12 protein-coding genes and 1 pseudogene are annotated in these 13,405 nt (G+C 45.6%); all 13 read left to right on the top strand.

All coding sequences use genetic code 11. The annotated features are described in order from the left end of the window. Window positions 1-2: 2 nt before the first annotated feature. Complete coding sequence (gene fliQ / locus AB6D07_RS18475; RefSeq protein WP_009848543.1) at window positions 3-272, top strand: flagellar biosynthesis protein FliQ; 270 nt, start codon at window positions 3-5, stop codon at window positions 270-272. A gap of 6 nt (window positions 273-278) precedes the next feature. Next, window positions 279-1,061, top strand: coding sequence for a flagellar biosynthetic protein FliR (gene fliR, locus AB6D07_RS18480; RefSeq protein ID WP_009848542.1), 783 nt, complete (start codon window positions 279-281; stop codon window positions 1,059-1,061). 9 nt (window positions 1,062-1,070) lie between these two features. Next, entirely contained in the window at window positions 1,071-2,201 is a 1,131-nt protein-coding gene (gene flhB / locus AB6D07_RS18485; RefSeq protein ID WP_009848541.1) for a flagellar biosynthesis protein FlhB, read from the top strand. A gap of 345 nt (window positions 2,202-2,546) precedes the next feature. Beyond that, window positions 2,547-4,649, top strand: a complete 2,103-nt coding sequence (gene flhA, locus AB6D07_RS18490; protein WP_017104007.1) for a flagellar biosynthesis protein FlhA — start codon at window positions 2,547-2,549, stop codon at window positions 4,647-4,649. 27 nt (window positions 4,650-4,676) lie between these two features. Continuing rightward, complete coding sequence (gene flhF / locus AB6D07_RS18495; RefSeq protein ID WP_012603444.1) at window positions 4,677-6,188, top strand: flagellar biosynthesis protein FlhF; 1,512 nt, start codon at window positions 4,677-4,679, stop codon at window positions 6,186-6,188. A gap of 13 nt (window positions 6,189-6,201) precedes the next feature. Then, the gene (locus tag AB6D07_RS18500; protein ID WP_009848538.1) at window positions 6,202-7,089 is read left to right on the top strand and encodes a MinD/ParA family protein; all 888 of its coding nucleotides are present in this window, start codon (window positions 6,202-6,204) and stop codon (window positions 7,087-7,089) included. After that, window positions 7,082-7,816: an RNA polymerase sigma factor FliA gene (locus tag AB6D07_RS18505; protein WP_009848537.1), complete on the top strand. Its 735-nt coding sequence runs from the start codon at window positions 7,082-7,084 to the stop codon at window positions 7,814-7,816. Before AB6D07_RS18500 ends, AB6D07_RS18505 begins: the two co-directional genes overlap by 8 nt. 42 nt (window positions 7,817-7,858) lie before the next feature. Continuing rightward, window positions 7,859-8,227: a chemotaxis response regulator CheY gene (gene cheY, locus AB6D07_RS18510; protein WP_012603445.1), complete on the top strand. Its 369-nt coding sequence runs from the start codon at window positions 7,859-7,861 to the stop codon at window positions 8,225-8,227. A 114-nt stretch (window positions 8,228-8,341) separates the two neighbouring features. Further along, window positions 8,342-9,073, top strand: a complete 732-nt coding sequence (locus AB6D07_RS18515) for a protein phosphatase CheZ (protein WP_017104008.1) — start codon at window positions 8,342-8,344, stop codon at window positions 9,071-9,073. A 9-nt stretch (window positions 9,074-9,082) separates the two neighbouring features. Continuing rightward, window positions 9,083-11,284, top strand: coding sequence for a chemotaxis protein CheA (locus AB6D07_RS18520; RefSeq protein WP_012603447.1), 2,202 nt, complete (start codon window positions 9,083-9,085; stop codon window positions 11,282-11,284). A gap of 13 nt (window positions 11,285-11,297) precedes the next feature. Continuing rightward, window positions 11,298-12,422 (top strand): chemotaxis response regulator protein-glutamate methylesterase, encoded by a 1,125-nt coding sequence (locus tag AB6D07_RS18525; RefSeq protein WP_009848533.1) that lies wholly within the window; start codon window positions 11,298-11,300, stop codon window positions 12,420-12,422. A gap of 10 nt (window positions 12,423-12,432) precedes the next feature. Next, the gene (locus AB6D07_RS18530; RefSeq protein ID WP_009848532.1) at window positions 12,433-13,215 is read left to right on the top strand and encodes a ParA family protein; all 783 of its coding nucleotides are present in this window, start codon (window positions 12,433-12,435) and stop codon (window positions 13,213-13,215) included. After that, window positions 13,202-13,405: pseudogene (locus AB6D07_RS18535) on the top strand (chemotaxis protein CheW); the annotation flags it as partial. The gene AB6D07_RS18530 and the pseudogene AB6D07_RS18535, both read left to right, overlap by 14 nt.

Consider the following 13,405-nt stretch of genomic DNA (forward strand, 5'->3'; position numbering starts at 1 on the left):
GCATGAATCCTGAAATATTCGTAGATTTGTTCCAAGATGCCCTTTGGATGGTACTAATTATGGTTTGCGCCATAATTATTCCTAGCCTGCTGATTGGTTTGGTTGTGGCTGTTTTCCAAGCGGCTACTTCGATTAATGAACAAACTTTAAGTTTCCTACCACGTTTGATCGTGACGTTATTAGCGTTGATGATGTTTGCACATTGGATGACCCAAATGATGATGGAGTTCTTTTTCGAACTCATCGAACGCTTGCCACAAGTTCTTTACTAAACCGATATGGAATACCCAACGAGCCTTGTACTAGAGTGGTTAGCCAATTATTTTTGGCCCTACACTCGCATCTCAGCCATGCTGATGGTGATGACGGTAACCGGTGCGCGCTTTGTGTCACCGCGTATTCGTCTGTATTTAGGTTTAGCGATCACCTTTGCGGTGATGCCAGCGATCCCCGCTGTTCCTAAAGAGATTGAACTGCTCTCTTTCCAAGGGTTCTTGACTGTATTTGAACAAATCGTGATTGGCGTTGCCATGGGGTTTGTCACCCAATTCATGATTCAAACTTTCGTAATGCTCGGCCAGATCTTGGGTATGCAATCAAGCTTGGGTTTCGCCTCTATGGTGGATCCGGCTAACGGGCAAAACACGCCAGTACTGGGCCAATTGTTTATGTTGCTAGCGACCATGTTTTTTTTGGAGACTGACGGTCACTTGAAAATGCTGCAGCTGGTGGTGTTCAGCTTTAAGACTTTACCCATTGGCAGTGGAAGTTTGACCTCTGTTGATTATAGAGAGCTTGCTCTGTGGTTGGGTATCATGTTCAAAACAGCATTAGCGATGTCATTGTCTGGTATTATTGCGCTGCTGACGATTAACCTTTCGTTTGGTGTAATGACGCGTGCGGCGCCTCAACTAAATATCTTTTCTTTGGGTTTCTCATTTGCGCTACTCGTGGGCCTATTGCTTTGTTGGTATATCCTTGGCGGCTTGTTTAGTCACTACGAGTTATTCTGGATACAAACTGAACAACAGATATGTCGTCTAATCAGGTTAGAGTGCTAGGAGACTAAAATGGCAGAGTCAGACGGTCAAGAACGCACGGAAGACGCCACGCCCAAACGCTTGCAACAGGCCAAAGAGAAAGGGCAGGTTGCAAGGTCAAAAGAGTTAGCGTCGGCGTCAGTACTTATTGTTGGTGCGATTGCTTTAATGTGGTTTGGTGAATCGATGGCGAAAGCTTTGTTCGAAACAATGCAACGTCTGTTTTCTTTGAGTCGGGAAGAAGTTTTTGATACCACAAAACTCCTCGAAATTGCGGGTGGCGCATTAGTGAACCTGTTGTTCCCGCTGTTCTTAATCCTGATAACCTTATTTGTTGCAGCCGTCATTGGTGCTGCGGGTGTCGGGGGGATTAACTTCTCTATGCAGGCGGCGATGCCTAAGGCGTCTAAGCTAAACCCACTCAGTGGTATTAAGCGTATGTTTGGCCTGCAGAGTTGGGTTGAACTGTTGAAATCTATCTTGAAAGTGGCACTTGTTTCGGGAATGGCCATCTATCTTATTCAAGCTTCTCAACACGATTTAATGCAACTGAGCATGGAGGTATACCCACAGAATATCTTCCACGCTTTAGATATCTTGCTTAATTTTATTCTGCTGATCAGCTGCTCTTTACTTATCGTGGTGGCGATTGATATCCCGTTCCAGATTTGGCAACACGCCGATCAGCTGAAGATGACCAAACAAGAAATTAAAGATGAACACAAAGATACTGAAGGTAAGCCTGAAGTTAAGGGCCGCATTCGTATGTTGCAAAGAGAAGCTGCCCAGCGCCGTATGATGGCTGACGTACCTCAAGCGGATGTGATTGTGACCAACCCGGAGCATTTCTCGGTGGCTCTACGCTATAAGCAGAATCAAGACAAAGCCCCCGTTGTAGTTGCGAAAGGTGTTGATCATATGGCAATGAAGATCCGTGAAATTGCCCGTGAAAATGACATCTATATTGTTCCTGCGCCACCATTGGCTAGGGCGCTTTATCACACTACCGAACTAGAACAACAAATTCCTGACGGTCTGTTTACAGCAGTTGCTCAAGTGCTTGCATATGTGTTTCAACTGAAACAGTACCGAAAACGAGGCGGAGAGAGGCCAAAACTCCAAGATTCTAATATGCCGATCCCACCTGATTTACGACATTAGATCAATTGCTTGAGCTCTGCTTGATGAACCCTGATAATAGCGGGCTAGCTAATCCTCTTTTTAAAGAGGCGATGGCAATAATTTGACGAAAAGTGTTGGTACAGTGTTTGCTATATCAACCCCGAATATTATAAGCCGATCATTAATAACCTTAGCATTGTAAATCTGAGTATTATAAGCCCAGTCATTATAAATCCTAGCGTTATAAATCCCGAGCATATAAAGCTTAGTATTATAAACCTGTGCATTTGAACCTATGCACTATAAACCATAGCAACATAGCTTAGACCTGAGCCTCAAATAGCTTAGTGAGATGGCTACAACATAGCGAAACTGTCTAGACTTATGAAATTCTCCCTGCCTTTTGCGGACAAGCTGCCTAAAATCCCTAATCGTGCGATGCCTGCAATTGGCGCGCCCGTTATGGTACTTGCGACGCTCGCTATGGTGGTGTTGCCAATACCAGCCTTCTTGTTGGACATGTTCTTCACTTTCAACATTGCACTGTCCATGGTTGTGTTACTGGTTTCGGTTTATACCCGCAGGCCTTTGGACTTCGCTGCATTCCCGACCGTACTTTTGATTGCGACTCTACTTCGATTAGCTTTGAACGTTGCTTCGACGCGTGTGGTATTGCTTCATGGTCACGAAGGTGGTGACGCGGCCGGTAACGTTATCGAAGCCTTCGGTAACGTGGTTATCGGCGGCAACTACGCGGTAGGTCTAGTGGTGTTCTTGATTTTGATGATCATCAACTTCATGGTTGTAACCAAAGGTGCGGGTCGTATTTCGGAAGTAAGTGCGCGTTTCACCCTAGATGCCCTACCAGGTAAACAGATGGCAATCGATGCCGACTTGAATGCGGGTTTGATCGACCAAGATCAGGCTCGTACTCGACGTTTTGAAGTGACCAAAGAGGCTGACTTTTACGGCTCGATGGACGGTGCATCTAAGTTTGTTAAAGGCGATGCAATAGCCGGTATCTTGATATTGTTCATCAACATCATTGGCGGCTTGAGTATCGGTATGGCTCAGTTTGACCTTGGTTTTGGTGAAGCCATCGAAATCTATACGCTACTGACTATCGGTGATGGTCTGGTTGCACAAATTCCATCGCTGTTACTTTCTATTGCTGCGGCGATGATGGTAACGCGTCAAAATACTGATGAAGACATGGGCGAACAACTTGTCTTCCAAATGTTCGATAATCCTAAAGCCCTAATGATCACCGCTGCTATCCTCGGCATCATGGGTATTGTTCCTGGTATGCCACATTTCTCCTTCTTGAGCCTTGCTGTGGTTGCTGGGGCTGGGGCTTACTTTATCGATAAAAAGAACAAGGCAAAGGTAGAAGAGAAAAATCTACCTGCAACCGCTAATGCCAATGGTGATAAGCCCGCATCGCAAAAAGAACTGTCTTGGGATGATGTTCAACCGGTAGATATTATTGGTCTCGAAGTGGGGTACCGCTTGATTCCTTTGGTCGATAGAGACCAAGGTGGTGAATTGCTTGAGCGCGTGAAAGGTGTACGGAAAAAGCTGTCTCAAGATTTTGGTTTCTTGATTCCAGCAGTACACATTCGCGATAATCTGGAACTGACACCAAACAGCTATCGAATTACCCTGATGGGGGTAGCGGTTGGTGAGGCTGAGATCAAGCCGGATATGGAGCTCGCGATTAACCCTGGCCAAGTCTATGGGATGATAGATGGAGAGCCGACGATTGACCCTGCCTTTGGCCTCGAAGCAGTCTGGATTCGTGAAGAGCAGCGTGAACACGCACAAGCCTTAGGTTATACGGTTGTAGACTCTTCAACCGTACTTGCCACACACCTTAGCCAGCAGTTAACGAATAACGCTTCACAGTTGATTGGCCACGAAGAAGTTCAAAACTTACTTGAGATGCTTAGCCGATCAACACCTAAGCTGGTGGAAGGTTTTGTACCGGATCAATTACAGCTTGGTGTGGTTGTGAAAGTTCTACAAAACCTACTGAATGAAGCGATTCCAATTCGTGATATTCGAACCATTGTCCAAACTTTGTCGGAGTACTCTTCTAAGAGTCAAGAACCTGACATATTAACTGCAGCTGTTCGTATCTCACTAAAACGACTAATTGTTCAAGAAATCAATGGTATAGAGACAGAATTACCAGTTATAACCTTGATTCCCGAGTTGGAACAAATCTTGCATCAAACCATGCAGGCATCCGGCGGAGAATCTGCTGGTATTGAACCTGGTTTAGCCGAACGTTTACAGACCTCACTCAGTAACGCGACACAAGAGCAAGAACTGAAAGGTGAGCCAGCGGTATTATTGACCTCTGGTGTTTTACGTTCGACTCTGGCTAAGTTCGTGAAAAACACGATCCCAAGCTTGAGAGTATTATCTTACCAAGAGATACCAGACGAAAAGCAGATACGTATAGTACAAGCTGTTGGTAATTAAGCCGCCTAATTAGAACGGACGATCGAATTGAAAATTAAACGATTTTTTGCAAAAGATATGCGAACAGCCCTGCTCCAAGTTAAAGAAGAACTTGGCTCAGAAGCGGTGATCATGTCTAACAAAAAGGTCGCAGGTGGTGTGGAAATTGTTGCCGCTATTGATGGCGATTCCAGCCCGTCGACAGCAAGTCCCAGACTCAATAAACCTCAGCAGCCTACGCAAAGCCAGTACACTCAAATGTCTGAGCCCAAATTGCCAACTGGGCGTCGTCAATTAGATGATGACAAGGTTAGCATCCAGCCGAATGCAGAAGGTGGACGCTCAATGACCAAGCGCTTTGCGAATATGCTAAAGCAATACAGTCATGGCGCCGACGATGAGCAACAACATCGCGCTGAAAACGAAGACTCGTTATCAGCATTGCTCAATCGCCAGTCAAGTAACGGTCATCAACCTCAGAGTAGCCAGCATTCTAGCGGCACCCTTGACTCGGCCTTTGCTCGTGAAACGGGTTTATCTAAATTGATTGCCGAAGATCGCAGAGTAGAGCGTCCAGCACCTCGCTTAGATCCTACCCGTTATGATCGTGGTCGTGAGAATGCTCAATCCAAAGGTTCAGATACTGAAATGGAAACGATGCGCGACGAGATGACTTCAATTCGTCGTTTGTTAGAGCACCAAGTCTCTGGACTCATGTGGCAAGAAGTCGAACGTCGCGAACCTTTGCGAGCGATGCTTATCAAGCGCCTAGAACGTATGGGTGTTTCGGCAGAACTCGCCGATCAAATGGCCTGTTACATTCCAGAAGACACAAAACCAGCACGAGCATGGAAAGCCTTGCTTGCTCTGGTCGCTGATCAAATCTCAGTAACACAAAAAGATATTTTAAAACGCGGCGGTATTGTGGCCTTACTTGGCCCGACTGGCGTAGGTAAAACAACAACCGTTGCTAAGCTCGCAGCCCGTGCAGCAATGGAGTACGGTGCAGACAACGTTGCTCTTGTGACAACAGACACATATCGCATAGGTGCACATGAGCAGTTATCGATTTATGGTCGAATTATGGGTTGTCCTGTAAGAGTTGCTAAAGATTCTAGTGAATTGGCCGATGTAATATATCAGTTACGTAATCGTCGCCTGATTCTAGTCGATACTGCAGGTATGGGGCAGCGAGATGTTCGCCTATCTGAGCAGTTAGACACATTGATGCAAGAGAGTGGTTCCGTTATCAATAGTTACCTTGTGTTACCCGCAACCGCGCAACGCAAAGTACTACAAGAAACCATTGAACACTTTAGAAGAATCCCGCTGTCGGGATGTATCCTGACGAAGCTGGACGAATCGCTTAGTTTGGGTGAGTTCATCAGTGTGGTAATACAAAATGCATTGCCAGTTGCTTATATAGCAAATGGTCAACGAGTTCCTGAAGATATCGTTATTGCTCAGCCAAAGTACATGATTGCTAAGGCCAATGAGTTATTAGAAAAATCGACAGAGAATGAACCTCATTACTGGAATAGCGATTCTGAAGGGCTCTAGGCGGCGGATAAATATGAATGAGAATATGATACACGATCAAGCTAGCGGCCTCCGTCGCTTAACCCAGCCTTCACTCACAAAAGTTATCGCTGTAACGGGTGGAAAGGGAGGCGTGGGTAAATCGAATGTAACGTTAGGTATGGCTATTTGTATGGCTCGCCAAGGCAAGAAAGTCATGGTACTGGATGCCGATTTAGGATTAGCTAACGTAGACATCATGCTCGGCATTCGTTCTAAACGAAATCTTGGGCATGTGTTGGCTGGCGAGTGTGAACTTAAGGATGCGATTGTCGAAGGGCCGCACGGAATTAAAATTATTCCAGCGACATCAGGCACACAAAGCATGACTGAACTTTCACACGCTCAACACGCCGGGTTGATTCGTGCTTTTGGTTCGCTTGAAGACGAGATGGATATCTTATTGGTTGATACCGCAGCGGGTATATCCGATATGGTCATCAGCTTCTCAAGAGCTGCGCAGGATGTGGTTGTGGTGGTTTGTGATGAACCAACGTCGATTACTGATGCATATGCATTGATTAAGCTGTTGAGTCGAGAGCACCAAGTTCAGCGATTCAAAATTGTTGCAAATATGGTCAGAAGCTACCGCGAAGGCCGAGAATTATTTGCAAAGTTGACTTTGGTCACAGAGCGCTTCTTGAATGTGAGCCTCGAACTCGTAGCATGTATTCCTTTAGATGATAAAGTACGTCAATCAGTTAAGAGACAGAAAATCGTAGTCGATGCGTTTCCTCGCTCCCCAGCTGCATTGGCAATCAGCTCTTTGGCTAATAAGGCATTGACCTGGCCAATACCAAAAACACCAAGCGGACACTTGGAGTTTTTTGTTGAAAGGCTGCTGAACCGTACTGAATTTATAGAGGAACCATTTGGTGAATAAAGCGCTTACTTACGATCAACATGCTAATCACAATAGCCAGCAGGCTTTTTTTGAGAAGTACTCTGTGTTGGTTAAGCGTATCGCTCATCATTTGTTGGGGCGATTACCGCCTAATGTATTAGTTGATGACTTGATTCAAGCCGGCATGATTGGCCTGATTGAAGCGCAACAGAACTATGATGGTACCAAAGGCGCAAGCTTTGAGACGTACGCAGGTATTCGAATTCGTGGGGCAATGTTGGATGACATTCGCCGTGGGGATTGGGTCCCGAGATCGGTTCATAAAAACAATCGAGAAATCAGTAGTGCAATCGCGGAATTAGAGGGCACTCTCAATCGCGATCCCAGTGATGCTGAGGTGGCAAAGCACATGGGGCTGAGTTTAGACCAGTATCACAGTGCTTTAACTGATATTAATTGCTCAAAATTGGTAGGGATAGAAGACTTAGGTGTCTCTGATGATGTAATATCTCCGAATGAAGATTCTCAAGATAATACGCCTTTTCAAGGGGTTGCAGATGAATCATTCCGCCAAGCTTTGATCGACTCGATAAAACAACTTCCGGAAAGAGAAGGCCTCGTGCTTTCGCTTTATTACGACGAAGAACTCAATTTAAAAGAGATTGGGGAAGTATTAGGTGTCAGCGAATCTCGTGTCAGCCAAATACTAAGCCAATCTATGCAGCGTTTACGCACTAAGTTAAGTGCTTGGACACAGAACGACTAACAACACTGATTTTATTCAGTGGAGGCTAATTTGAACAAAAACATGAAAATTCTCATTGTTGATGATTTTTCAACGATGCGCCGAATTGTTAAAAACCTACTTCGTGATTTAGGTTTCAACAACACTCAAGAAGCAGACGATGGCTTGACCGCGTTACCTATGCTGAAAAAAGGCGAATTTGATTTCGTGGTAACTGACTGGAACATGCCGGGTATGCAAGGTATTGATCTTCTAAAACACGTCCGTGCAGACGCTGAACTTAAGCACCTTCCAGTGCTTATGATCACAGCAGAAGCTAAGCGTGAGCAGATCATCGAAGCAGCGCAAGCGGGTGTTAATGGTTACATTGTGAAGCCGTTCACTGCCGCAACTCTAAAAGAGAAACTCGACAAGATTTTTGAGCGTTTATAAGCACTCATAATAACCTGTTTCAGGCGCTTCATAGAGAGACATTAACTTTTTTGTTTCCCGTTTACCTCTAAAGCTGAAGCGTCACAAACTATGCGGAGTAAGGCCGGACTCAGGATGATTTCATTAGAACAAGCAAAAAAATTAGTAGAGCTGCTTGAAAACGACGAGCAGCAAGGTGCTGATTCTCTTGTTAGAAGCATTTATGAAGATAATTTTAATCTTCAAGATAACCCAATGCTTCAAGAAATAGGCAGTCTGACTCGTGACCTCCATGATTCTTTGACACAATTCAGCTTTGACGAGCGTATTAACGTTATCGCAAATGATGAAATCCCTGACGCCAGGGATCGCCTTCAATATGTCATTGATAAAACGGAAGTTGCGGCGAACAAAACGATGGACGCTGTCGATCGCTGTATGCCAATTGCAACTAATTTACACGAGTGTTTACTTCAAGTAAGGCCTCAATGGAATGAACTGATGCATGGCCGCATTGAGCTAGTAACATTCAAAGCTTTATGCCACCGCATTGATGGATTACTTGTCCAAGTAGAAGGTGATAGTACTGAACTACGTGGACAACTGACTGAAATCTTGATGGCTCAGGATTTCCAAGATTTAACTGGGCAGATTATTAGCAAAGTTATTACCTTGGTGAATGAGGTTGAAGGACGTCTGGTAGAGATTCTCACCGTATTCGGTGCGAATCAAATAGAACCAACACCAGAGACAGATAAGAAGTCATCTATTGCTCCAGAGGGTCCGATCATGAACCCAGAAGCTCGTGAGGATGCTGTTGCATCTCAAGATGAAGTCGACGATTTGTTATCCAGTCTTGGATTTTAAAGGTAACGTATGAGCTACGATTTAGACGAAGATATTCTTCAGGACTTTTTAGTCGAAGCAGGAGAGATCCTCGAACTTCTATCAGAACAACTGGTAGAGCTAGAGAATAACCCTGACGACAAAGAACTACTAAACGCTATTTTCCGTGGTTTCCATACAGTAAAAGGTGGTGCTGGTTTCCTAGCATTGACCGAGCTGGTGGATACTTGTCATGGTGCTGAGAATGTGTTCGACATTCTAAGAAATGGCCAACGCAGTGTAACATCAGGACTGATGGATACGATGCTACAGGCTTTAGATACAGTCAATGTACAGTTTAAAGCCGTGCAAGATGAGGAAGCTTTAGTACCAGCAGACCAATCTTTACTGGATGAACTTCATCGCCTCTGTAAGCCAGAGTCTGAAGATGAAGTTGTGGCAGTAGAAGCTCCAGCACCGGTTATCTCTGAGCCTATCGTTGCAGCTCCTGAGCCTGTTATTGCTCCGGAACCTACTGTTGAAAGTTCAAACATCAGTGCATCTTCCGTGGATGATATTTCTGAAGATGAATTTGAGCGTTTACTTGATGAACTTCACGGTAAGGGTGGTTCACCAACGACATCATCTGTAGACACACCAGCGCCAGCACCTGTGGCACCTCAGCCAGTAGCTGCGAGTGGTGACATTACTGACGACGAATTTGAAAAGTTGTTAGATGAGTTGCATGGTGCAGGTCAAAGCCCGACAGCTGCAAGCTCAACGCCACCACCTCCTCCAGTCGCTCCGGTAGCCAAAGCACCAGTAAAGTCTGAAGGCGATGACCTAATGACTGATGCTGAGTTTGAGAGTTTACTTGACCAGTTACACGGTTCAGGTAACGGCCCTTCAATTGAAGAGTTGGATGCTGCGACTAAGCCTGTACAAGCGAAGCCTGAGCCTGTTGCGCCGAAAGTCGCTCCTAAACCACAGCCTGCTCCTGTTGCTGTAAAAGCAGAGCCTAAGCCTAGCGTACCAGCAAAAGCTGAAGTTAAAGCGCCTGCGAAGAAGCAGCAAGCTGAAGCCACAGTTCGTGTTGATACATCAACACTGGATACCATCATGAACATGGTGGGTGAGCTAGTATTGGTTCGTAACCGCCTCGTTAGCTTAGGTTTAAACAGCAACGACGAAGAAATGTCGAAAGCTGTCTCTAACTTAGATGTTGTTACTGCTGACCTACAAGGTGCAGTAATGAAGACGCGTATGCAGCCGATCAAGAAAGTATTTGGTCGCTTCCCTCGCGTTGTCCGTGACCTTGCTCGTACCTTGAAGAAGGACATCGTTCTTGAAATGCGTGGCGAAGAAACGGATCTTGATAAAAACTTAGTAGAAGCACTTGCTGATCCCCTGATTCACTTGGTGAGAAACTCTGTCGATCATGGTATCGAAATGCCGGACGACCGTGTTGCTGCGGGTAAATCTAAAACCGGTAAAGTGATTCTGTCTGCCTCTCAAGAAGGCGACCACATTGAACTGGCTATCGTTGATGATGGCGGCGGTATGGACCCTGATAAGCTTCGTGCTATCGCGGTTAAGCGCGGTCTGATGGATGATGATGCAGCGTCTCGCCTAACAAATAAAGAGTGTTTCAATCTAATCTTTGCTCCTGGCTTTTCAAGTAAAGAAAAGATCTCAGATATCTCTGGCCGTGGTGTAGGTATGGACGTTGTGAAAACAGCGATCAACACACTGAATGGTTCTATTGATATCGATTCAGAGATGGGCCAAGGCACCAAGATAACCATTAAGGTTCCGTTGACACTTGCGATTCTACCAACCTTAATGGTCGGTGTTGCGGGTCACCCGTTCGCATTGCCACTGGCTTCTGTAAATGAAATCTTCCACTTAGACCTAAGCCGCACAAACGTGGTTGATGGTCAACTGACTATTATCGTTCGCGATAAGTCTATTCCACTGTTCTACTTACAAAATTGGCTTACACCTAAAGAAGGTCTTGTTGAAGGACGTCAAGGTCATGGTCATGTTGTTATTGTGCAACTTGGTAGTCAACGTGTTGGTTTTGTTGTCGATGCGCTTATCGGCCAAGAAGAAGTGGTTATTAAGCCACTTGATAAGCTTCTTCAAGGCACGCCAGGAATGGCAGGTGCGACAATTACAAGTGACGGTCACATAGCATTGATTTTAGATGTGCCGGACTTGTTGAAGCAGTACGCAGCTGCATCAAGAATTTAACTTAAGGATAAATATGGCGATTAAAGTATTAGTCGTTGATGATTCGAGCTTTTTCCGTCGTAGAGTAAGCGAGATCATCAACTCGGAGGCTCGCCTAGAAGTCATCGATGTAGCAGTAAACGGTAAAGAAGCGGTTGAGAAAGCGAAAAAGCTAAGACCTGACGTAATTACCATGGACATCGAGATGCCTGTCATGGACGGTATTACTGCCGTTCGTGAAATTATGGCTGCGTCTCCGACGCCTATTTTGATGTTTTCATCGCTAACGCATGATGGTGCAAGAGCAACGTTAGATGCGTTAGATGCTGGTGCTCTAGATTTCTTACCTAAGAAATTTGAAGACATCGCTCGTAACCGTGACGATGCTGTCGCATTGCTTCAACAGCGCGTGATTCAGATTGCTGCAAAACGCGCGTTTATGCGACGCACTCCTGTTGCGCCAAGAGCTACCGCAACAGCTACGGCGTCAACATCAGCGCCATTGCGCCAATCTATTTCAGCAACAGCCCCTGCTGCTAAACCAGCGGTTGCTTCAACCGCGAAATTCAGAGCTTCGGGTAAAAAGTATCAATTAACTGCAATTGGTACTTCTACTGGTGGGCCAGTTGCACTACAGAAAATTTTGACACGCATCCCTGCCAGCTACCCACATCCGATTGTGTTAGTGCAGCATATGCCAGCAACGTTCACCGCTGCTTTTGCTAGCCGATTGAATACCTTGTGTAAGATTGAAGTTCGTGAAGCTCAAGACGGAGACTTGTTGAAACCTGGGGTGGCTTATCTTGCTCCAGGCGGAAAGCAAATGATGATTGATGGTCGCCCGGGTTCGGCGCGTCTGAAGATTATCGATGGTGGTGACCGAATGAACTACAAGCCTTGTGTCGATGTCACTTTTGGTTCTGCAGCTAAGATCTACGGCGATAAAGTGTTGTCTATGATACTGACCGGTATGGGTGCTGATGGTCGAGAAGGTTCTCGCATGTTAAAAACAGCGGGTTCGACCATTTGGGCGCAAGACGAAGATAGTTGTGTTGTATATGGTATGCCTCAAGCTGTAGCAAAAGCTGGCATTTCTACTGAAGACCTACCTCTAGACCGCGTTGCGGAACGGATTTTGGTCGAAGTTGGGTTAGCTTAGGTAAATCGACATGATTGTTTGGAGTGTTGCAAACCAAAAAGGTGGCGTTGGGAAAACGACGACGACAGTGACCCTAGCTGGCTTACTTGCCTTAAAGGGTCATCGTGTGTTGTTGGTTGATACTGACCCACATGCATCACTAACCACCTATCTGGGTTACGACTCAGATACGGTGGAATCGAGCCTGTTTGATCTGTTCCAGCTGCGTGAGTTTTCTACGCAAGCTGTGAGAGCGTTGACTATACAGACCGAAATTGAAGGTATCGATATTATTCCCGCACACATGTCATTGGCGACATTAGACCGTGTAATGGGAAATCGAAGTGGTATGGGCTTGATCTTAAAGCGTGCTTTAGCCGCTTTGAAAGATGACTATGACTACGTGCTTATCGATTGTCCGCCTATTCTTGGTGTGATGATGGTGAATGCGTTGGCTGCCAGTGATCGTATCTTGATTCCGGTACAGACTGAATTTTTGGCGATGAAGGGTTTAGAGCGCATGATTCGCACTCTAACCATTATGCAGAAGTCTCGCAAAACACCGTTTAAGGTGACGATTGTCCCGACGATGTACGACAAGCGAACGAAAGCATCATTGCAAACATTGACTCAGCTTAAAGATGACTATCCAAACCAAGTTTGGACCTCTGCTGTGCCGATTGATACCAAGTTTCGCGATGCCAGTCTAAAACGTTTACCAGCATCTCATTTCGCATCGGGTAGCCGTGGTGTATTTGCTTATAAACAGCTGCTTATTTATCTCGAGAGGTTAGCGATAAATGAGCGCGAATAACGAATCGACATTGACGCAACCAAGTTTATCGAGTGAACAAGCAATCGATGATTACTTTACCGCGCTGTTAGGCGATGAAAACTTTGAATCTGATGCTTTTCTTGTTGACGAGTCTAGCGACGAATCACAAACTAAAGAGCCAGAGCCAGAGCCAGAGCCAGAGCCAGAGCCAGAGCCAGAGCCAGAGCCA

Origin of the sequence: Vibrio sp. 10N.239.312.C11 (assembly GCF_041466065.1) — a bacterium.
Lineage (GTDB): Bacteria > Pseudomonadota > Gammaproteobacteria > Enterobacterales > Vibrionaceae > Vibrio > Vibrio tasmaniensis_A.